The sequence below is a fragment of the Collinsella sp. BG-O-102 genome (assembly GCF_023656745.1).
Taxonomy (GTDB): domain Bacteria; phylum Actinomycetota; class Coriobacteriia; order Coriobacteriales; family Coriobacteriaceae; genus Collinsella.
The window spans coordinates 87235-108026 of record NZ_JAMOKO010000003.1 but is presented as its reverse complement, the minus strand read 5'-3'; the positions used below and the strand labels follow the sequence as shown (position 1 = coordinate 108026).

The 20792-nt window shown below is 58.7% G+C and carries 17 protein-coding genes; 5 read left to right on the top strand and 12 right to left on the bottom strand.

What is annotated here, in order from left to right; all coding sequences use genetic code 11:
- The first annotated feature begins 151 nt into the window (after window positions 1-151).
- Window positions 152-2833, top strand: a complete 2682-nt coding sequence (locus tag NBH09_RS02580; protein ID WP_250786987.1) for a DEAD/DEAH box helicase — start codon at window positions 152-154, stop codon at window positions 2831-2833.
- A 74-nt stretch (window positions 2834-2907) separates the two neighbouring features.
- Here NBH09_RS02580 and NBH09_RS02575 read toward each other — a convergent pair whose 3' ends face one another.
- The 6 genes from NBH09_RS02575 to NBH09_RS02550 form a co-directional block, all read right to left on the bottom strand.
- Complete coding sequence (locus tag NBH09_RS02575; protein ID WP_250786986.1) at window positions 2908-4665, bottom strand: DUF2130 domain-containing protein; 1758 nt, start codon at window positions 4663-4665, stop codon at window positions 2908-2910.
- A 140-nt stretch (window positions 4666-4805) separates the two neighbouring features.
- Complete coding sequence (locus tag NBH09_RS02570; protein ID WP_250786985.1) at window positions 4806-5351, bottom strand: metallophosphoesterase; 546 nt, start codon at window positions 5349-5351, stop codon at window positions 4806-4808.
- Between the two features lie 108 nt (window positions 5352-5459).
- Window positions 5460-5597, bottom strand: coding sequence for a hypothetical protein (locus NBH09_RS02565; RefSeq protein WP_250786984.1), 138 nt, complete (start codon window positions 5595-5597; stop codon window positions 5460-5462).
- An 18-nt stretch (window positions 5598-5615) separates the two neighbouring features.
- Window positions 5616-5942 (bottom strand): HIRAN domain-containing protein, encoded by a 327-nt coding sequence (locus tag NBH09_RS02560; RefSeq protein WP_250786983.1) that lies wholly within the window; start codon window positions 5940-5942, stop codon window positions 5616-5618.
- A 425-nt stretch (window positions 5943-6367) separates the two neighbouring features.
- Entirely contained in the window at window positions 6368-7747 is a 1380-nt protein-coding gene (locus tag NBH09_RS02555) for an aldehyde dehydrogenase (RefSeq protein WP_250786982.1), read from the bottom strand.
- A 9-nt stretch (window positions 7748-7756) separates the two neighbouring features.
- A complete protein-coding gene (locus NBH09_RS02550; RefSeq protein WP_250786981.1) occupies window positions 7757-8977 on the bottom strand; it encodes an iron-containing alcohol dehydrogenase in 1221 nt (406 codons plus the stop codon).
- A gap of 256 nt (window positions 8978-9233) precedes the next feature.
- Here NBH09_RS02550 and NBH09_RS02545 point away from each other — a divergent pair, with 256 nt between their 5' ends.
- Window positions 9234-9794, top strand: a complete 561-nt coding sequence (locus NBH09_RS02545; RefSeq protein WP_022094328.1) for a ferritin family protein — start codon at window positions 9234-9236, stop codon at window positions 9792-9794.
- 242 nt (window positions 9795-10036) lie between these two features.
- Here the strand turns inward: NBH09_RS02545 and NBH09_RS02540 are convergent, their stop codons facing one another.
- The gene (locus tag NBH09_RS02540; RefSeq protein ID WP_250786980.1) at window positions 10037-10918 is read right to left on the bottom strand and encodes a putative endonuclease domain-containing protein; all 882 of its coding nucleotides are present in this window, start codon (window positions 10916-10918) and stop codon (window positions 10037-10039) included.
- 538 nt (window positions 10919-11456) lie between these two features.
- Window positions 11457-12896, bottom strand: coding sequence for a MocR-like pyridoxine biosynthesis transcription factor PdxR (gene pdxR / locus NBH09_RS02535; RefSeq protein WP_250786979.1), 1440 nt, complete (start codon window positions 12894-12896; stop codon window positions 11457-11459).
- 145 nt (window positions 12897-13041) lie between these two features.
- Between pdxR and pdxS the strand changes: the two genes are divergently transcribed.
- Window positions 13042-13932, top strand: coding sequence for a pyridoxal 5'-phosphate synthase lyase subunit PdxS (pdxS, locus tag NBH09_RS02530; RefSeq protein WP_250786978.1), 891 nt, complete (start codon window positions 13042-13044; stop codon window positions 13930-13932).
- Window positions 13933-13952: 20 nt separating this feature from the next.
- The gene (pdxT, locus tag NBH09_RS02525; protein WP_195445975.1) at window positions 13953-14540 is read left to right on the top strand and encodes a pyridoxal 5'-phosphate synthase glutaminase subunit PdxT; all 588 of its coding nucleotides are present in this window, start codon (window positions 13953-13955) and stop codon (window positions 14538-14540) included.
- Window positions 14541-14898: 358 nt separating this feature from the next.
- Here pdxT and NBH09_RS02520 read toward each other — a convergent pair whose 3' ends face one another.
- Together NBH09_RS02520 and NBH09_RS02515 are read right to left on the bottom strand one after the other, a co-directional pair.
- Window positions 14899-15810, bottom strand: a complete 912-nt coding sequence (locus NBH09_RS02520; RefSeq protein WP_117734540.1) for a hypothetical protein — start codon at window positions 15808-15810, stop codon at window positions 14899-14901.
- A 152-nt stretch (window positions 15811-15962) separates the two neighbouring features.
- The gene (locus NBH09_RS02515; RefSeq protein ID WP_250786977.1) at window positions 15963-17375 is read right to left on the bottom strand and encodes an MFS transporter; all 1413 of its coding nucleotides are present in this window, start codon (window positions 17373-17375) and stop codon (window positions 15963-15965) included.
- A gap of 204 nt (window positions 17376-17579) precedes the next feature.
- Between NBH09_RS02515 and NBH09_RS02510 the strand changes: the two genes are divergently transcribed.
- Window positions 17580-17990 (top strand): peptide deformylase, encoded by a 411-nt coding sequence (locus NBH09_RS02510; RefSeq protein WP_250786976.1) that lies wholly within the window; start codon window positions 17580-17582, stop codon window positions 17988-17990.
- A 199-nt stretch (window positions 17991-18189) separates the two neighbouring features.
- Here NBH09_RS02510 and NBH09_RS02505 read toward each other — a convergent pair whose 3' ends face one another.
- Complete coding sequence (locus tag NBH09_RS02505; RefSeq protein WP_117716532.1) at window positions 18190-19671, bottom strand: aminotransferase class I/II-fold pyridoxal phosphate-dependent enzyme; 1482 nt, start codon at window positions 19669-19671, stop codon at window positions 18190-18192.
- A gap of 201 nt (window positions 19672-19872) precedes the next feature.
- Window positions 19873-20730 carry a LysR family transcriptional regulator gene (locus NBH09_RS02500; protein ID WP_233509009.1) on the bottom strand — a complete coding sequence of 286 codons (858 nt, stop codon included), beginning with the start codon at window positions 20728-20730 and terminating at the stop codon, window positions 19873-19875.
- Window positions 20731-20792 lie beyond the last annotated feature (62 nt).

Below are 20792 nucleotides of genomic sequence, written 5' to 3'. Positions count from 1 at the left end.
CGCGATATTGCAAAAAGCCTACTCACTTAGCTGGCAACCGCACCAAACGGCTGGGCAGAACGCCCATTTCCTGCATTTTCTCGCGCACTGGCACCCCGCGCCGCCGCTACGCCATAATAGTTGGCGGACAATCGCGAGAGAAAGCAACCACATGGCACAGACCACGACAGATACCGCTGCCAGCACCGTCTCCGGCGCCGGGGCCGCCAGCTCGTTCTCGGGCGGCACGGGAACCGAAGCCGAGTTCGGCTCACTCGGCGCGCTCTCCCCCACCTGGTGGGAGCCCGAGGACGGCAGCGAGCCCGAACCATGGCTCACGCCCGATCAGGCCTTCGAACGCTTCTTTGAATGGACGAGCGACCGTGGCATTGAGCTGTGGGACCACCAAGAAGAGGCCCTCATGGACCTGGCTGCCGGCGACCACGTCATTTTGGGAACACCGACCGGATCGGGTAAATCGCTCGTCGCGCTGGGCATGCTCTTTATGGGCATGGCGCAGGGCAAGCGCTGTTATTACACGGCCCCCATCAAGGCTCTGGTCAGCGAAAAGTTTTTCGACCTTGTGCAGGTGCTCGGCCGCGATAACGTCGGCATGATCACCGGCGACACGCATATCAACACCAAGGCGCCCGTCATCTGCTGCACGGCAGAAATCCTTGCCAACGATGCACTGCGCGAGGGCGAGGGCGCCGACGTGGGCTGCGTCGCCATGGACGAGTTCCACTATTTTGCCGACCCCGACCGCGGCTGGGCCTGGCAGGTGCCACTGCTCACCCTGCCTCACACGCAATTCATGCTCATGAGCGCCACGCTCGGCGATGTCACTGCCATCGCCGCCTCACTCGAGGAACACACCGGCGCTACCTGCGACTTGGTCGTCGATGCCCCACGCCCCGTGCCGCTGAGCTACGACTACGTGACGACCTCCCTCGAGGGCACCGTCGAGCTCGCCATGCGCCGCGGCGAGGCCCCGCTCTATATCGTGCACTTTAGCCAGGATGCCGCCCTTGCGACGGCACAGTCGCTCGCCAATTTTGGCATCGCCAGCAAGGAGCAACGCGAGGCCATCAAAGAAGCAGCAAAGGGAACGAGCTTCTCGACGGCCTTTGGTAAGATTCTCAAACGCCTGCTTGGATGCGGCGTCGGCGTGCACCATGCTGGCATGTTGCCGCGCTATCGCCTCCTGGTCGAACGCTTGGCGCAGCAGGGCCTGCTGCCCGTCATCTGCGGCACCGATACGCTCGGCGTCGGCATCAACGTACCCATCCACACCGTGGTGCTCACCGCGCTCACCAAGTTCGACGGCTACAAGATGCGTCGCCTGCGCGCCCGTGAGTTCCATCAGATTGCCGGTCGCGCCGGCCGCTCGGGCTTCGATACCGAGGGCATGGTAATCGCCGAGGCCCCGGAGCACGAGATCGAGAACGCCAAGCTCATGGCCAAGGCGGGCGACGACCCCAAAAAACTCCGTAAGATTAAAAAGAAAAAAGCCCCCGAGGGTTTTGTCACCTGGAACAAGCAGACCTTTGAGCGCCTGATTGAGACGCAGCCCGAGACGCTTAAGCCGCGCCTGCGCATCACGCACTCCATGGTGATTAGCGTGGTCGAACAGGGCGGCGATGCCCGCGCCCGCGTACACGACCTCATCGAGACGAGCCTGCAGACCCCCGAAGAAAAGGCCAAGCTCGAGGTTCGCGCCGACGAAATCTTCGCCACGCTCATCGATTCCGGCATCGTCGTTCGCACCGAGGTGCCGCCCGCACCCGACGCCCCGGCTGACGCCGCACCGGACATCGACTATGCGCTGACGGTCGATCTGCCCGAGGACTTCGCGCTCGATCAGCCACTCTCGCCGTTCTTGCTTGCCGCGTTGGAGCTGCTCGATCCCGAGAGCGAGACCTATACCATGGATCTAATCTCGATGGTCGAGGCAACGCTCGAGGACCCCAAGCAGGTGCTGCGCGCACAGGAGCGCGCCGCGCGCGACCGCGCGATGGCCGAAATGAAGGCTGACGGCGTCGAGTATGAGGAGCGCTTGGAGCGCATTCAAGACGTCACGTACGAAAAGCCGCTCGAGAATTTGCTCGACGGCGCCTTTGACAAGTACTGCCAGGAAGTGCCCTGGGCAAACGACTATCAGCTCTCTCCCAAGAGCGTCCTGCGCGATATGCTGGAAGGCGCGAGCGATTTTAAGGGCTACATTCAAAAGCTCGGCATCGCCCGCTCCGAGGGCATTCTGCTGCGCTACCTAGCCGAGGCCTACCGTTCACTCGACCGCACCGTGCCCATCGAGAAGCGCGACGAGCGCCTGCGCGACATTATCTCGTGGCTGGGCTTTGTGGTGCGCTCGGTGGACTCGAGCCTGGTGGACGAGTGGGAGAACGCCGGCAACCCGGCAGCCCTCGACGCCGCGCCGCCGCAGGGCATCGACGAGGTCGTGGCGGACCGCCGCGGCTGCACGCTGTTGGTGCGCAACGCGCTCTTCCGCCGCGTGACCCTTGCCGCTCGCGAGCACGTTCGCGACCTGGGCGAGCTCGACGACGACTGGGGCATGAGCGAAATCCGCTGGCAAAAGGCGCTCGATGCCTACCATGAGCAGCACGAGGAGATCCTCACCGACGGAGATGCCCGCAGCGCCGCGATGTTTTCCATTGACGAGTCCGACGAGAAGACCGCGCACGTATGGCACGTGCACCAGATCTTTGCCGACGAGGATGGCGACCACGACTTTGGCATCATGGGCGATGTCGACCTGGACGCCACGCAAGACGGCGGCGAGGTCATCTTCAAAAACTACCGTGTCGGCTTTATCGAGGACCTGCTCGAAGTCTAGCCGAACTTACCGGAACGAAACGGGGCCGCTGGCAATATCGCCAGCGGCCCCACTTTTGCACTATACGCTATGCCTTACTCGGCATCCTCGACCTCATACGAATCCGCCTCGGCTGGCTCATCGTTTGTCTCTGTCGCAGCCCCGCGTACCTCGTCAAACGCTGCTTTCATGGTCTTGTTGCCCCACGTGAGCTTGCGAATGGTAAGATCGTCGGCCTTCTTGTTGGCTAGGCGCAGATTGTTCTCGGAGGACAGCAACGCCTCCTTGGTTTTCTGCAGATGGCTAATCGTCTTGTCGATCTCATCAATCGCCGTTTGGAACTTTCGGCTCGCGATCTCGTAGTTGCGACCGAAATCATTCTTGAACTTTTCCATCTTGGCTTCGAAGTTCGTGACGTCGATATTCTGCTGTTTGTACTCCGCCAGCTCCTGCTTATAGCGCAGCGAACCCATGGCGGCGTTGCGAAGAAGCGTGATCATGGGAATAAAGAACTGTGGGCGAATCACGTACATCTTCTCGTAGCGATAGCTCACGTCCACGATGCCGGCGTTGTAAAGCTCGCTCTCGGGTTCGAGCAACGTGCAGAGCACCGCGTACTCACAGCCTTTCTGGCGACGATCGTGATCGAGTTTCTTAAAGAAGTCCTCGTTTTTATGTTTGGTCGCGGTCTCGTCGTTCTCGTTTTTCATCTCGAACATAATCGAAATGACCTCGTTACCGCTTGCGTCGCACTCGCGGAAGATAAAGTCGCCCTTGGTGCCCTCGGACGCATCGTTATCCTTCTCGAAGTACGCGTTAGGAAACGCCGTCATGCGCAGACGGTTAAACTCGGTCTCGCAGTGCTGCTCGAGCGACTCGCCCACCATCTTGGTGGACAGGCGGACCTTCATGTCCTTAAGGCGCTCGATCTCTTCATCCTTGTAGCGAATCAGGTCATCGCTCGCACGCTTGGCCTGCGCAAGCTCGAGCTCGTGTGCCGCCTTGGCCTGTTCCTCGCGAGAATCGCGCACCGCCAGCTCGCTCGTCAGTTTGGCACGTGCCTCATCGCGCTCTCGCTCCGCCGCGGCGACCGCCTCTGACAGGTTCATTTTTGCCATCAGTTCCTGCTCGCGCAGCTGGGCACGCAGGCCCTCGGCCTCTTGCTCGGACTGAGCCTTTGCGGCGGAAAACTTCTCCTGCGCCTTCGCGCGATAGTCAGTAAGCGCGCGCTCGGCCTCGCTGCGAGCGGCATCGAGCTCACGCTGCGACTCTGCCGCGGCAGCGGCAAGCGCCATCTCCTGGGCTTTGTCCGCCGCGGCGAGCCTGGCCTGCAGCTCAGCAATCTGAGCGTCGCGCGCAGCTAAATCGTTTTGAGCAGCGTTGCGCGCCGCCGACTCGGCAAGCTTTGCTTCGTCATCTTTGCGCCCAAGCTGCGCACGCAGGCTATCAATCTCACGCTGGAGTTCGGCATTTTCCTTTTGAGCATTGGCTCGTGCCTCTACCGCCGCGCGCTGGCTTGCACTCTCGCGCTCTGCGGCAGCGCCCTCGAGCTTAGCGCGCAGCTCGGCAAGCTCAGCATCGCGCTTGGCAACCTCTTGTGCCAGTTGCTGAGCCGCAGCGTTCTTCTGCTCAACGAGCTGAGCGTTGCGCTGAGACTCTGCCTCCTGCAAAGCAGCCGTCGAACGCGAGCGCTCAAGCTCCAGCGCCTGCTCGCCCTCGCGCTGGACTGCCTTCACACGCTCATCCAAGTCGCGCGAAAACTCGGCATCGCGCACCTGCTTGACGATATCCGCATAGCCGGATGCATCGACCTTAAAGACTTCGCCACAATGCGGGCACTTGATCTCATTCATAGCAGCTCCTCGATGGACGCAAATTTCAACCGCCTACACTCTACCGCGCCGCACGGACAAAAAAGGCGCCGCCGCCATAATGTCAACGGCGCCAGAGCCACCACAAAGGTGCCTGTCCCCTTTGTGGTGGTTCTGGCGCCCTATAGCCCAAAGAAGCTAAGAATCTGGTCGCGGCTTACGGGCTTGTACTCGTTGGCGTCGAGGCCCACATCGTAGCGGTAAATGGGGCGCTCGCGATCGCGGTTGCGTGCGTTGGTGCGGTCTCCTCTGCTGTGGATATGCCCGTGTAGCATGATGGCGCCACGCGCCTTACCATTCCAGCTGAGCATGGGGTAATGGCTCATCACCAGACGATGGCCCTTGGCATAGCCGGGAGCAACCTCCAGGTAATCGCGCACGTCTTCCCAAATTTGCGGGGCGTCGGGATCTTCCCAGTCGCCGTCATGGTTACCGCAGATGAGCGTCACATTCTTGCATTCGATACGCTCGCGCAGGCGCACCGCCTCCGCCATGGGCAAGCGATACGTAAAGTCTCCCAAGATATAGAGGCGGTCGTCCGCAGCCACGCACTCATTGATGGCATCGATGACCTTGCGGTTCATCTCCTCGACCGAATCAAACGGCCGATCCATGTCGTGCAAGATATTCGTATCGCCCAGGTGTAGGTCGGCGGTAAACCACATCATCGTCTATGCCCTCATTTCGCAACGCGTCAAACTCGTGCTAAGTATACAGACACAGCGATACGGCGGTTAGCCAAAGAGCCCGCCGAACAGGCCGCGGCGGCGTTTGTCTTACTTTTTCGAAGCGTCACCCTGAGTTTTCTTGCCCTGCCGTTTCCTACGATCCTGCTCCAACTCATCGTCATCGAGTAGCAGATCCCACTCAAACGAATCGTCTGTCAGATTGAATAGGTCGTCGTCATCAAACATGGCCGCCTCCCTTGCCGACTAGCGAGCATCCACCACATAGAGGCCAACGCGCACCTGGTGCCACGGGCTGCGCTCGGGAGCAACCTGTTGCACGCGAGCCTCAAATACGTCCTCGTGGCCGTAATACATCATCAAGGACAGTGGGCCGACCTCGTTTCCCGGAACATAGCCAAGCTTGGTGTTGCCGTAATAAATCTCAACCGCCTCAGGGTCATGGGGATTATCGCGCTCGGCACACAGCGTCAGCTTATCGCCCACTTTAAGATCGCCCAAGACCAAGGCGCCATCGGCATACTGAAATCCTGCAATGTGAAATGACAGAAGAACACGCGAAGGCTCGTACATAGCAGCTCCTCTAACGGCCGGATAAACCGGTGTGTAACCTTATTGAGAAGTCTACGGTCCCGTGCGGACACAAATACATCCTGTCTGCGTCCTTCAATCGTTTGCCTCAACGCTTGCGCGACAGAACGCTTGCAGATAAGATAGGAACACGGATGGCACCCGTTGCCGCGGGTCTTGCCAACTCCGATACACGTTTTCATCGTGAGAAGTGGCCGTCTTCGCTTACGCGGGGGCGGCCACTTCATTCGGCCGATAAACAGACCGAGTTCGATAGCCGCAATCAACAACGCCAATAACGAAATAACATCGCTTACGTTCATACCAAATCCCTTCTAAAGGGAGTTGGCCCATCCGTGCTCCATAACAGTAGTCTAACGCAAAATGCAGGTAATAGGAACACTTGTTCGTATTACCTGCACCCTTTTCTAATGCATAAACATGCGCACGAACTTGTGCTTCCAGCTTGCGTAAGGAGCATAGCGGAATGGCACGTCCAGCCACGTTGCCTTGTTCACGATGCTCTTCTTGTGGCTAAACGTATCGAAGCTCTCGCGTCCATGGTACTGCCCCATACCGCTCGCACCCATGCCACCAAAGCCCATATGGCTCGTAGCCAAGTGCATAATCGTGTCGTTGACGCAGCCGCCGCCAAAGGGCACGTAACGCACAAAGCGCTGCTGAACTGCGCGATCCTGGCTAAAGATATACAGAGCCAGCGGCGTCGGACGATCCGTAATAAACGTCTCGGCCTCGTCTAGGCTCTCAAACGTCAGCACCGGCAAGATGGGGCCGAAAATCTCCTCCTGCATCACGGCGTCATCGGGGGTCACGCCGTCTAGGATCGTCGGCTCAATCTTGAGCGATGACTCGCGCGCCGTGCCTCCAAGCACAACCTTATCGGGATCGATCAGCTCACGCACGCGCGCAAAATGCTTGGCGTTGACGATATGCCCGTAATCCTCGTTATCGAGCGGATGCTCGCCAAACATACGGCGGGCCTCTTCCCTGATGAGGTCCAGCAGCTCGTCATGCACGCGCGCATCGACCAGCAGGTAGTCGGGCGCCACGCAGGTCTGCCCCACGTTGAGCCATTTACCAAAGGCGATACGCCGCGCCGCAACCTTCAAGTTTGCCGTCGCATCCACGATACAGGGGCTCTTTCCGCCCAGCTCAAGCGTCACGGGCGTAAGGTTTTTACTTGCGCGCTCCATGACGAGTTTGCCGACCGGAACGCTACCGGTAAAGAAGATCTTGTCCCAGCACTCATCGAGCAGCGCTTCGTTCTCGGCGCGCCCGCCCTCGACAACCGTCACCAGGCGCGGATCAAATGCCTCTTCACAGATTTGCTTGAGCACCGCACTCGATGCCGGAGCATAGGCGCTCGGCTTGATGGCCACAGTATTGCCCGCGGCAAGGGCGCCGGCGAGCGGCTCGAGTGTTAGCAAAAATGGGTAGTTCCACGGGGCCATGATGAGCGTGACGCCATAGGGCACGGCTTGCGTTTTACACACACTCACGGCGTTGGCAAGGTCACACGGACGCAGGCGCGGACGACTCCATCGAGCCACGTGAGCGATCTGATGACGAATCTCGGAAAGCGACGTACCGATCTCGCACATATATGCCTCGTCATGCGACTTTCCCAAATCGGTCTTGAGTGCATGGGCAATATCGGCCTCGTGCGCCCGTACCGCATCGCGTAAACTCACGAGCGCGCGACGTCGGGCATCGACATCAAACGTAGCGTGCGTTTTAAAGTAAGTGCGCTGATCGCCGACGATGCGCGCAATTTCCTCGGTGTTCATGGCACCCTCCTAGTTCTCGTCCTCAAACATACCACCCGCGACGACCTCGTACATACGCTCGAGCTCCAAGCGGTCCATCAAAAGCGGAACGGGGTACAGCGGATTGGCCTCGGCATCGGCATGCGCCGCCATCTCGGGAATGTCGGAGCGGCGAATGCCCGAGACATATTTGGGGATTCCCAGGATCTCGTTCATGCAATCGATCCAATCGATAAAGGCCTCGGCCGCCAGGCTGTCCTGCGCGTTAACCGGCACGATGCCGGCCATGCGGGCGAGATCAGCGAGCTTAGGAGCAGCAGCTTCGCCATAGGCGCGAAGCATGTGCGGCAGGATGATGGCGTTGGCCAAGCCGTGCGGAATCCCGTAACGCCCGCCCAGACTGTGCGCGATGGCATGCACATATCCGACATAGGAGCGGGTAAACGCAACGCCCGCCTTATACGCCGCCGAAAGCATATTGCGACGAGCGCGCATGTCGTCACCATGCTCATAGGCCTCGAGCAAATTGTCGTGGATAAGCTGCACCGCCTGTCGCGCCATCTTACGCGTATAGGGCGTGGTGCTTCGCCCGATAAAGGCCTCAACGGCATGCGTCAGGGCGTCCATGCCCGTCTGCCCCGTAATGGAAGCGGGCAAGCCGCACGTAAACTCGGGGTCGTGGACTGCAAAACGCGGGATGAGCACAAAGTCGTTAATGGGGTATTTGTAGTGCGTCTCGTCATCGGTAATTACCGCCGCAAGCGTGACTTCGCTTCCCGTACCGGCGGTAGTGGGAACGGCGATGAGCAGCGGCAGGCGACGATGAATCCGCAGCAGGCCGCGCATCTTGTTGATGGGCTTGTTTGGCTGCGCAATGCGTGCGCCCACACCCTTGGCACAGTCCATGGCCGAGCCACCGCCAAAGCCGATAATGGCCTGGCAGGCGCTCTCTCGATACAGGGACGCCGCTTCTTCCACGTTTGAAACCGTGGGGTTTGCACGCGTTTCGGCATAGACCGTAACGCCAATCCCCCTGGATGCGAGCGCCGTCTCAAGCGGTGCCGTGAGCCCCAGACGGGCAATGCCGGGATCCGTCACGATAAGGACCTTCTGGATCGAGCGCTTTTGAAGCACCGCGGGCACATCCTCGGCATGCTCTAAAATGCGCGGCTCGGTATAGGGCAGGATCGGCAATGCAATGCGAAAAACCGTCTGATATGTTCGGCACCAGGCACGACGGGCTAGATGCATAAAGGAAACTCCTTCATTTGTTGATAGATCAACATTTGTTCGACCGATTGTACTCAGCGGCGTCCGTATATGACTTGCAAACCGTTAATCAATCAACATCTTCATATCTCAAAATTGTTTTATTAAAAATCATTCCTAATAGGCTTCACATTTGGTTGCATTTATGGATAATAGAACTCGTCAAGACGCACGTCCGGAGAGGGCCCTTACGGGACCGGACGAGCGCACAATCGCCATCGATCGAAAGGATCGAATCATGAAGTTTGTTTGCCCCGTTTGCGGTTATGTGGAAGAGTTCGACGGCGATCAGCTGCCCGAGGACTTCAAGTGCCCCCAGTGCGGCGTTCCCGGTTCTCGTTTCCTGAAGCAGGAGGAGGGCCAGCTCGAGTGGGCTGCCGAGCACGTCGTGGGCGTCGCCAAGATGGAGGGCGTCTCTGAGGACATCGTTGCCGACCTGCGCGCCAACTTTGAGGGCGAGTGCTCCGAGGTCGGTATGTACCTGGCCATGGCTCGCGTCGCTCATCGCGAGGGCTATCCCGAGATCGGCCTGTACTGGGAGAAGGCTGCCCACGAGGAGGCCGAGCACGCCGCCAAGTTCGCTGAGCTCCTGGGCGAGGTCGTGACCGACTCTACCAAGAAGAACCTCGAGATGCGCGTTGAGGCCGAGAACGGCGCCACCGCCGGCAAGACCGATCTTGCTAAGCGCGCCAAGGCCGCTGGCCTCGATGCCATCCACGACACCGTGCACGAGATGGCTCGTGACGAGGCCCGCCACGGCAAAGCTTTTGCCGGCCTGCTTAAGCGCTACTTTGGCTAAGCCAACCGCTTGAGACATAACCTCTAGCTCGATGAGGCCCGGACCGTATTGGTCCGGGCCTTTTTCGTGCCTCACGAACTTGTTAACGCCCTGAAATAGGACCGTCTTCGGCATCGGCTTCTCGTCAAAAACTAAGTGAGTAGACTTTTTGGAACTTGCCGAGCAGACCATCCATATCACTTTATAAAGCCGCAGGTAAATGCCTTGTTGCAAAACGACCTAGTCGCCAAAGTGACAAAAGTCTACTCACTTAGATTCGCAGCCGTCCACGATCGAGCCATTTTGTGTCTAACGGGCATCTTTCCGTCGATTACTCCCAATTTTGTCCAGTCAATGAATAGTTCAGACCGGAGTAATATCTCAGCCCTTTGCTCATCCGAGCTTTTATCACGATATTCAGCATCGAGCATCCTGCATATGGCCTTAACGATCGCGCGGAATCTATCCTCATCCGATATCTGTCTGTGTGTCAGGAGAAGCACATCGTAGCCCATGGCCTGAAGGGCCGTCATGCGGTCAGCGTCACGCAAGCCATCCCCTGCGCGTCCGTGCGAGGCCTTTCCCTGACATTCAATGGCCACCTGTCGCCTACCGTCCGGTGAAGAAAGAAGTAGGTCGATATATACACGGGACTTTCCCACAATCGCTCGAGCACTTGTGCCTAGCATCACTTCAACATTAAGCTCTATGTCGCAAAAACCTTCGCCTCCCAGGGATCGCGGCAGTGCAAGTAGCAAATACGCCTCGACCTCAAAAGGCGACGCGGCACCCAATGGAACGAGTTGCGATACCGCCATAAATCTATTGCCGTAACGCACCCCGCAAACATCTGAACAAAAACGGTCAAGGTCTCCGCCCAAAACCAAAGCGTCTCGACGCCATAAATTTGAGGCGGTGCCGTCCTCGGACGGGCAGCGCACCCAACCGAACGTTGTCGAAATCGCGCCCGAATCAATTGCACGCGAAAGCTCCGCCTCAAGTGCCGCCGGCAGAGCGCACACCGCAAACAAGCCATACATCTCCGCCAATACCAAAAGAAGCTGGAGATCCGTCAGGTGCCGCGACATGATGAATGCCGTCAGTAGAGGAGACGTAATCAAAAACCCATGCTCCGTTTCCAGCACGGATTCCCTGGGAAGCTCACCAAGAAACAGCCGCTGCCTAATGCTGGCTGGACAAGTCCGTTTGTTTCTCGTCCGAACCAATGTATACAACGGAAAACCGAGCGCGACCGCAGCCGTCGGGTTGCGGGCGAGATCATATCGCTGCCGGTCTTCTTCCGGTCGTGGAAGCGGCGGACACAAAGCGCGGACTTGAGGAGGCAAACGCCAGTACCTAAAAGCCGATATGTCACAAAGTAAATCCTTCATAGGCACAGGAAAACACGAATTTCAACCCAGTCAGTCACGCATTGGCGCGAACGCACCAAAAATGGTGCCGAACGGACTGCCAAGTTTTCAACAGCCCTCCCCAACTGGCCAAAAGCTTGCCGAGAGCTGGACGAAGTTCTGTTGAAAACCCCATTTTTTTCTCATGCAGAAGCTTTGCGCGACAAGTGAGTAGACTTTTTTGAACATCCCGAGCAGCCCGGTCATCCTGCTTTTCAAAACCGCAGGTAGATAGCTTGTTACAAAACTGCCTGGTCGCCAAAGTTCCAAAAGCCTACTCACTTAGGTTGCAGAGTGCTCCCATTAGCTGCGATTCCAAGGTATTTAGCGCTTTTGGACTCAAATCGTCATACTGAACAAGAATTTGACTTGAGTTTTCAGGGACAGATGCGCCATCGGCACACCAATAACAGTCACTGATATCGACAAAAGGGATACTCGAGCGCGTGAGGGCCCGCACAAAAGAGCTTCCGCCCGCTCCACGCTCCGCAACCACGATACAGTAAAGGCCCGCGTCTGCATGCTCGATCGAGACCTCTCCTGCCGGAAATACCTTCCGCACAAGCGCCATCAGGCCATCACGCGCCTCGCGAGCACGAACGCGCACGCGGTTCGCATGTCGCTCGTAATCACCCGATTCCAGCAAACGCGCCAAAGCGACCTGATCAACAGAGCTCACCGACGAGGCGTAGAAACCAAGGTTGCGCCTAAACCGCTCCATTAACTCATCGGGCAACACCATGTACGCCAAACGCAACGCCGATGAAAGGCTCTTCGAAAACGTGTTGGTGTAGATAACCGACTGGGCGGCATCGATCGACGCGAGCGCGGGAATCGGCTTCCCGGCAAGGCGAAACTCACAATCAAAGTCATCTTCGATGAGATACCGACCTGGTCGCTCGGCGGCCCAGCTCAGAAGCGCATAGCGCCGCGCAATGCTCGTCACAAGGCCGGTCGGATACTGATGGGACGGCATCAGATGAAGTACATCGGTCCCGGTTTTCTGCAGAGCGCTCAAGTCCACGCCCTCATCATCCAACGGGATATGTCGAACTTTGCAGCCCATAGCCTGATAGATGCGCGTCAGACGTAAATAGCCCGGGTCCTCAACGGCATACACCTTGTCAGCGCCAAGCAACTGAACCAACATGGTATCGAGCAGCTGAGCGCCCGCGCCGATAACAATGTTATTGGGGTCGACATTCATACCCCTCGTCCCGCGCAGATGATGAGCAATTGCGCATCGTAGCCGAACGGTGCCCTGTGCCGGTGCGGGCGAAAAGATCTCGCGCTCGTCTTCGGATGTCAGCGTCGCCCGCAGTGCGCTTTGCCAAAGCCGCGCCGCCTCCAAAGCGGAAGGAGAAAGTGCATCGAACAGCTCAACCTGTCCGTTGACATCATGCGCGCTGGGACCAGCAGAGGCGGCATCTCGGTCGATGCCCTCCGCAGCCGAAGCCAAAACCGGTGCATCCGGAAGCTCGCAAGCGTAGTAGCCACGACGCGGCATTGAGCAAATATAGCCCTCGGCAAGTAACTGGCTATATGCATTCTCGATGGTAATGACACTGATTCCCAGATGACTGGCAAAGGCGCGCTTAGACGGAAGATGCTCCCCCGCCGCAATACGTCCAGCAACAATATCATCTCGAATTTGCTGGTAAACATACTCATAAAGCGATGCCTCGCCACGTTTTTCCAAATTGTAGTCAAGCATGAGTTTGCCACCTGACCTTATCGAGCTGTTCAATCTGGTATTAAGCTGACCTTATTATTATCTCGAAAACTGAGTATTTTGCCATACCCAGCTCCCCGATAGGATGTTCCGTCAAGCAATGCACATGCCAACCAAGGGAGCAACCATGGCAGAACAGACCAGCAAGGCCGATCGCGTCAAACTCAATCGCGAGCTCGCGCAGATGCTCAAGGGCGGCGTCATCATGGACGTCACCACGCCCGAGCAGGCGCGCATCGCCGAAGAGGCAGGCGCCTGCGCCGTCATGGCACTCGAGCGCATCCCGGCCGACATCCGTGCCGCAGGCGGCGTCTCGCGCATGAGCGACCCCAAGATGATCAAGGGCATCCAGGAGGCCGTCTCCATCCCCGTTATGGCCAAGTGCCGCATCGGTCACATTGTCGAGGCGCAGGTCCTGCAGGCCATCGAGATCGATTACATCGATGAGTCCGAGGTTCTCTCCCCCGCCGACGATGTCTACCATATCGACAAGACCCAGTTTGACGTGCCGTTTGTCTGCGGTGCCCGCGATCTGGGCGAGGCGCTGCGCCGTGTTGCCGAGGGCGCCACGATGATTCGCACCAAGGGCGAGCCGGGCACGGGCGACGTCGTCCAGGCTGTGCGCCACATGCGCAAGATCCAAAAGCAGATCCGCGACGTTGTTGCTTTACGCGATGATGAGCTCTTTGAGGCAGCCAAGCAACTACGGGTTCCGGTCGAGCTGGTGCGCGAGGTCCATGCCACGGGCAAGCTTCCCGTCGTGAACTTTGCCGCCGGCGGCGTAGCGACCCCCGCCGACGCCGCGCTGATGATGCAGCTGGGCGCCGAGGGCGTCTTTGTCGGCTCGGGCATCTTTAAGAGCGGCGACCCCGCCAAGCGCGCCGCCGCCATCGTCAAGGCCGTGGCAAACTTCACCGATGCCAAGCTCATCGCCGAGCTTTCGGAAGACCTGGGCGAGGCCATGGTGGGCATCAACGCCGACGAGATCGAAATCATCATGGAGGAGCGCGGACGCTAGTCCGGCAGAAAGGATCGCACATGAGCGATTATGCAGACCAAACGGTCGCCGTGCTGGCGGTCCAAGGCGCTTTTGCCGAGCACGAGGCAAGACTATCCGGGCTTGGCGCACACTGTATTGAGCTGAGGCAGGCGGCTGATTTGAAGCAGGACTTTGACCGTCTGGTACTTCCCGGCGGCGAGTCCACCGTTCAAGGGAAGCTGCTTGCCGAGCTCGGCATGCTCGAGGAGCTTCGTGCCCGTATCGCTGAAGGCATGCCCGTCCTGGGCACCTGCGCCGGCTTGATTCTGCTGGCGCGCGACCTTGCCGCCCACGACGATAAGGGGACGCCGCGCCTGGCAACCATGGATGTGCTCGTCGAGCGCAATGCCTACGGCAGGCAGCTCGGCAGCTTTCGAACCAAGGGGCAGGTAGCCGGCATCGACGGTGAAGTGCCGCTGACGTTTATCCGCGCGCCCCGCATCGTTGAGGTGCACGGCGATGCCGAGGCCCTGGCCGAAGTCGATGGCCGCATCGTCGCCGCCCGCCAAGACAACCAGCTCGGCGTAACCTTCCACCCCGAACTCGACGAAGACACCCGCCTCCACGAACTGTTCCTACAAATGTAGGCATCGAAATCAACAAACGAAATGAGAGTGGATAATCTCCCACTTTAAGCTTGGATGCAGGCTCAAACCGGGAGATTATCCACTCTCATGCTATGTAGTCGTTGGGTGTTCTTAAACGACTAGTCAAACAAGAACGTCCCCAACGACCACCAAAATAAACCTGTCCCTTTTTGGCAGGCTTTGATCAGGACAACGCCGATGTTTTGGTACCGACAGCGAAAACCCGCCAGAGCGAGCAAGGTGCCTTGAAGCGAGGCGGCATTGACCTTCTGGTCATGCCATCGAAGCTGAAAGGCAGATTGCCGCTCTGGCGGGTTTGCAGCGTCAACTAGTTACGCGGTTTGGTAAAACGCCGTAACTAAAAACGGTTGCCGCGGAAGCCGCCACCGTTGCGGCCGCCACGGTCGCCGCCGCGACCGCCGCGGTCGTTACCGCGGTTGCCGCCAAAACCGCCACGGTTGCCACCGCGGTCGCCATAGCCGCCACGGTTGCCGCCAAAGCCGCCGCGACCGCCACGGTCGCCGCCACGGTCACCAAAGCCGCCACGGCCACCGCGATCGCCACCGCGACCGCCACGGTCGCCGCCACGGCCACCGCGATCGCCAAAGCCGCCGCGACCGCCACGGTCGCCGCCACGGCCACCGCGATCGTCACGGCCGCCGCGAGGACCGCGGTCCTCGTCCAGGCCCATGGCGACGAGCGGAGCGATAACCTTATCGAGAGCAGCCATCAGCTCGGTGGCCTCCTCGTAAGAAAGCTCGGGCAGGAGCTTCTCCTTCTTGTTGGCAAGCTCGACCAGGCCCTCAGCGGCATCCTCGGCAGCGAAGACGACGATCTTGCGCATATCGCCCTCGGCGTCGTCGATGCGGCCGACCAGATCGGCAGCCTCGGCCTCGGCCATCAGGCCATCGAGCTCACGGAGGCGCATGCCCAGCAGGTCGGACATTTCCTTCTGCTCCATCTTGGGCTTGAGGTCAAGAAGCTTGATGGCGCGCTCGATGTTCGCCATGCGCTCGGCCTTGGCCTCCTCCTCCTTGGAAATAGCAAAGCGACGGCTACGCAGCAGGCGGGCGGCCTTCTGCATCTTATCCATCAGCTCTTCGTCATCGTAATCAGCGGCGGCCTCGACAACCTCGGCCTCCTCCTCGGCGGAAACCTCGTCAGCAGCCTCAACCTCAGCAGCTTCGGTCTCCACGGTCTCGACTGCCTCGACCTCGGCAGCCATGGTCTCGTTCTCGGTCTCGTTCATGATCTCTTCGTTCTCAGACATGAGACTCCTTCTTGGCCCTCTCGGGCATCATCGCCCCATTCGCGGGGCCCGTCGCGCACTCTTTGCGCTTTAAACATTCATGCCTCTCGGCAAAACGTCCATTAGTTTATGGTGTCGCCCGCTAATCTAGCTGCAGAATCTATGTGCACACATTAATGCGACATGTGCGACTCGCGACGAGCGTACACCAGCGACGCCACGAACCCGACCACGGCAATTACAGCCGCCACACGCACGGCCGCCGCAAATCCAATCGCCTGGGCAACGTCGGTCGCAACGCCAGCGGCGCCGGCAGTCGCCGCAGAACTCGAGAGCAGGCCGATAAACAGCGACGGGCCAAACGATGCGGCAATCATGTTCCACGTGTTGAGCAATGCCGTTCCGTGAGGATGCTCAGCGCCAGGCAGCGTCTCCAAGCCGGCCGTTTGCGAGGGGCTCAGCACCAAACCGACTCCGGCATACACCACAACGGTCAGCGCCACGACGACGCCGATGTTCATGCTTACCGCCGTCACCGAGATGGCAGTCTGCCCCACGGCAATCAGGGCAAAGCCGACCGGCAGCAGCGGCCATGCGCCACGGGCGTCCATCACGCGTCCGCCCACAATCGAGGTCACGGCGTTGCAGGCAATTGCTGGCAAAATGAGCAAGCCCGCAACAAGTGCGGTCATGCCGTATGCGCCCTCAAAATAGAGCGGCAACAAAACGCTCATCGAGAACGTCGTCATCATCGATACCACCACAAGCAGACACGCAGGCCAAAAACGAACACTCGCCATGGGACGCACGTTAAGCAACGGATGCTCAAGCTTGAGCTGACGGGCCGCAAACAGGCCGAGCAGCACAATGGCGGCTAAGAGCGTCACGGTACCGCCAACCAGATTGGTCGAGAACTCGCCTACGGAATACACAAATGCTGTTATACCGGCAGCGAGCAAAACAACCGACAGAATATCAAGCGTGGTGTTCGAGCGCTCTCCGACATTCTGAACATGCTTTACGCCCGCCGCAGCGACCACAATGCCGCCCACCAGCGGCACTACGAACACCGCCCTCCAGCCAAACAACGTGCACATTAGACCGCTGATCACGGGTCCAAACGCCGGCCCCAGCGTAATGCAGGCACCGCCCAGGCTCAGGTACAGACCGAGCTTCTCGCGCGGGGCACAAGACAGCACCACATTCATCATGAGCGGAAACAAGATGCCCGATCCCGCAGCCTGCAAAATACGGCTTGGCAGCAAAACGCTAAACGACGGAGCGACCAGGCACAGGACTTCGCCGGCGACCATGCATCCGCATGCGAAAAACAGCAGCTTGCGCGTCGAGAAACGACCGGACAGGAAGGCCATGATAGCCGTAAAGATCGACGTCACGATCATGTAGCCCGAAACGAGCCACTGCGCCGTGGTGGCACTCACCGAAAAGGCCGCCATAATGTCGTGCAGCGCCACGTTAATGATGTTCTCGTTAAACGCGGCAACAAAGGCTGCAACATACATTACGACGAGAATCGCCGAGGCTGTCGACGGTGATTGAGTTTGCTTTTGGGATTTGGTCCCCATGAAATTCCTTCCTCTTAGAACGACAATCGCATCGCCCCAGAGGAACAGTCCAGGGCGAAAATGAGCCCTAGACTTACACCAGACGCCGTACACGACGAATCTGGCAACATGGTCCAACGTCGAAAGATTGTAACGCGGACGCGCAGCTTTCCTTCCGCGCTATTATTAAAAGTCCACGAAAGCATAAGACATGAGGAGCCCGCCATGATCAAACCCATCATGAAGTCCGAGTTCTTTTTACGCCTGCCCTCCGAGGATGCCGACCCCGAAGACGCCGCTACCGGACAGGACCTTTTGGACACGCTTCACGAACACGAGCACGAGTGTGTCGGTCTCGCCGCCAACATGATCGGCGTGCGCAAACGCATCATCTGCGTAAAAGACGGCAACAAGACGCTCCTGATGTACAACCCTCAAATTCTTGAGCAGGTCAATGCCTATCAGACAAGCGAAGGATGCCTCTCGCTAATCGGCGAGCGTCCCTGTACCCGCTATCGCCGCATTAAGGTTGAGTATTTGGACGAGAACTTTATCCACCGCATCAAAAACTTCTCGGGCTACACCGCCGAGATCATCCAACACGAAATCGACCACTGCAACGGAATTGTTATTTAGTTCCGCCGTTCTACCGAACGGCGGACCACTTGACGCTGCGCGAGCCGCATTCACGCCAATCTGACGTTCAATTTCGAGGGCGCGACCAGAAGGTCAGCGCCCTCTCATTTCACGTCACCTTGGCGCAAATGCGGCTCGCTCGCTGTCGTATGTCTATCCTGCGACGCCTCGATTCTTGCGGCGGCAGGCACCTAATCCCCTACGATTGGCGGTAATGGTCAAAGAAGTCGGCGAGGTCTTCGAGGGACTCTTTGAGTACTTCCATGCGCGGCAGGTACACGATGCGGAAGTGATCAGGCTCGGCCCAGTTAAAGCCGCCGCCGCGCGTGATCAGGATCTTCTTCTCGTGCAGCAGGTCGAGAGCGAACTGCTCGTCATCGGTGATGTTGAACTTCTTAACATCCATCTTGGGGAAGATGTAGAACGCCGCGCGCGGCTTGACCACCGAGATGCCGTCGATCTTGTTGAGCGCCTCATACACAAAGTTGCGCTGCTCGTAGACACGACCGCCGGGACGGATATAGTCGTTGACCGACTGATGGCCGCCGAGCGCCGTCTGGACGATTGACTGGGCCGGCACGTTGGAGCACAGGCGCATGTTGGAGAGCATGTTGATGCCCATGATGAAGTCGCTCATGCAGCGCTGGTTGCCCGAAAGCACCATCCAGCCAATGCGATAGCCCGCGATCATGTGCGACTTGGAAAGGCCGCTAAAGGTGACACAGGGCAGATCGGGAGCGAGCGAGGCAATCGAGACGTGCTCATAGCCGTCCATGCACAGGCGGTCGTAGATCTCGTCTGCAAAAATCATGAGCTGGTGCCTGCGCGCAACCTCAACGATGCCCTCGAGCACCTCACGCGGGTAAACGGAGCCCGTGGGGTTGTTGGGGTTGATGATGACGAGGGCCTTGGTCGCGCTCGTGATCTTGGACTCCATATCCTGCAGATCGGGATACCAATCGGCCTGCTCGTCGCACAGGTAGTGCACAGGATGGCCGCCGGCAAGGGTCGCGCACGCCGTCCAGAGCGGGTAGTCGGGGCTGGGGATCAGGATCTCATCGCCGTTGTCGAGCAGCGCGTTCATCGAAAGTTGAATGAGCTCGGACACGCCGTTGCCCGTGTAGATGTGCTCCATCTGAACGTTGGGCAGGCCTTTGATCTGCGAGTACTGCATGATTGCCTTGCGCGCGGAGAACAGGCCACGCGAGTTGGAATAGCCTTCGCAGTCGGGCAGCTGCTGGCGCATGTCCTTGATGACCTCGTCGGGCGTGCGGAAACCGAAGGGCGCCGGGTTGCCGATATTGAGCTTGAGGATGCGCTCGCCCTCGTCCTCCATGCGGGCAGCCTCGTCGACGACGGGACCGCGCACGTCATACAGGACATTATCGAGCTTGGTGGATTTAGAAAAAGTACGCATGGTGGTGCTCCTTGGAATTTGAGCTGAGGGATGGGGTTCGGGCTTGGAAACGTTACGGGGCGATGATGCCTCGCCTTGATCGGCGTCACCGGCAAGCAGCCAGGTAACATCGACCTCCAAAATGCGGGCGAGCAGCTCTGCCACATCGCGCCGCGGAATCGTCTTGCCGCTCACATATTGGCTCATCTGACTCTTGCCGAGTTTTTTGCCGAGCATCTCCGATGCGCGGATTACGTCCGACTGGCGAACGTCGCGATCGGACATAGTCTGTCGCAGGCGATCGCTAAACGTCTCTTGGGCCACTAGAACCTCCTTGCTGGCAAAGTTCAATTTATAGAACACGAATTGAACCAGAGTTCAATTTAGGCAGCAGTATAACGCGGCACCTCATTCCAAAGTTCAATTTCATAAGAAAATGTACCGAACCCCGAGGATTGTCCCAAAGTGGACAACAGGTACGCGCCTTTAGAGATATTCAAGGAGACGAGCCGCCGCAAGCGAAACGTCAGCCGTGCGATATATCGCATTGATCTGCCGATGAGGATGTCCCTCGAGTGGGCGCACGGCAACATCGAACTGGCAGCGGCGCAAGATGAGCGCCGGAAGAATGCTCACGCCCAGGCCGTCCTCGACCATAGCCATAATCGCATAGTCATCCCAGGTCGACAGCTTAGAACGCACCGTCAGGCCCGCGCGACGAAACAGCGGCGTAATCTCGTCATCGGTGCCGCGTTCCAGCAGAATAAACTGCTCGTTGGCCAAATCGGCAAGGGAAACGACCTCCGCGGTGGCAAGCGAGGAGTCCGCTGGCACCACGGCCATCAGCTCGTCTTGCACCAACGGCCGCGACGCTATGCCGGCGCCGCGTGGTTCGCGCGGAATAAAGCCCAGGTCGCAGCGGCCTTCCGCCACCCATTGCTCAATCTCGGAGTAATCACCCATCAGCAACTCGTAATCGACGTCCGGGTGATCGGCGCGAAAGTGCGCAATCACCGGCGGCAGCACGTGGGTCGCCACACTCGAAAACGTACCGATGCAGATTTTGCCGCGCATGAGCCCACGCATCTCATCCACCCGTCGCTGCAAGCGAGTGAATTCCTCACAGAGCGCCTCGACCGCCGGCATAACTTGCCGCCCGTCGGCAGAAAGTACTACGCCCTCGCGGCTTCTATCGAGAACTTTAAAGCCCCAGTCGGCCTCAAGATCGGCCACCATACGGCTCACGCCCGACTGCGAATAGCTCAGCCGCTCGGCGGCGCGCGTAAAGCTTCCGGCGCGCACGGTCTCCAGCAGCACCTGCATCTTTTGAACATTCGTTTCCACGGCACCCCTCCACCCATGCATGAGCTTTTGTCATGTTATCTATGCATTATATTCGCTTTTCT

Excerpts from the sequence above, each read along its gene's own strand:
- NBH09_RS02580 (WP_250786987.1), top strand. The coding sequence starts at position 152 with ATGGCACAGACCACGACAGATACCGCTGCCAGCACCGTCTCCGGCGCC.
- NBH09_RS02575 (WP_250786986.1), bottom strand. The coding sequence starts at position 4,665 with ATGAATGAGATCAAGTGCCCGCATTGTGGCGAAGTCTTTAAGGTCGAT.
- NBH09_RS02570 (WP_250786985.1), bottom strand. The coding sequence starts at position 5,351 with ATGATGTGGTTTACCGCCGACCTACACCTGGGCGATACGAATATCTTG.
- NBH09_RS02565 (WP_250786984.1), bottom strand. The coding sequence starts at position 5,597 with ATGTTTGATGACGACGACCTATTCAATCTGACAGACGATTCGTTTGAG.
- NBH09_RS02560 (WP_250786983.1), bottom strand. The coding sequence starts at position 5,942 with ATGTACGAGCCTTCGCGTGTTCTTCTGTCATTTCACATTGCAGGATTT.
- NBH09_RS02555 (WP_250786982.1), bottom strand. The coding sequence starts at position 7,747 with ATGAACACCGAGGAAATTGCGCGCATCGTCGGCGATCAGCGCACTTAC.
- NBH09_RS02550 (WP_250786981.1), bottom strand. The coding sequence starts at position 8,977 with ATGCATCTAGCCCGTCGTGCCTGGTGCCGAACATATCAGACGGTTTTT.
- NBH09_RS02545 (WP_022094328.1), top strand. The coding sequence starts at position 9,234 with ATGAAGTTTGTTTGCCCCGTTTGCGGTTATGTGGAAGAGTTCGACGGC.
- pdxR (WP_250786979.1), bottom strand. The coding sequence starts at position 12,896 with ATGCTTGACTACAATTTGGAAAAACGTGGCGAGGCATCGCTTTATGAG.
- pdxS (WP_250786978.1), top strand. The coding sequence starts at position 13,042 with ATGGCAGAACAGACCAGCAAGGCCGATCGCGTCAAACTCAATCGCGAG.
- pdxT (WP_195445975.1), top strand. The coding sequence starts at position 13,953 with ATGAGCGATTATGCAGACCAAACGGTCGCCGTGCTGGCGGTCCAAGGC.
- NBH09_RS02520 (WP_117734540.1), bottom strand. The coding sequence starts at position 15,810 with ATGTCTGAGAACGAAGAGATCATGAACGAGACCGAGAACGAGACCATG.
- NBH09_RS02515 (WP_250786977.1), bottom strand. The coding sequence starts at position 17,375 with ATGGGGACCAAATCCCAAAAGCAAACTCAATCACCGTCGACAGCCTCG.
- NBH09_RS02510 (WP_250786976.1), top strand. The coding sequence starts at position 17,580 with ATGATCAAACCCATCATGAAGTCCGAGTTCTTTTTACGCCTGCCCTCC.
- NBH09_RS02505 (WP_117716532.1), bottom strand. The coding sequence starts at position 19,671 with ATGTCCGATCGCGACGTTCGCCAGTCGGACGTAATCCGCGCATCGGAG.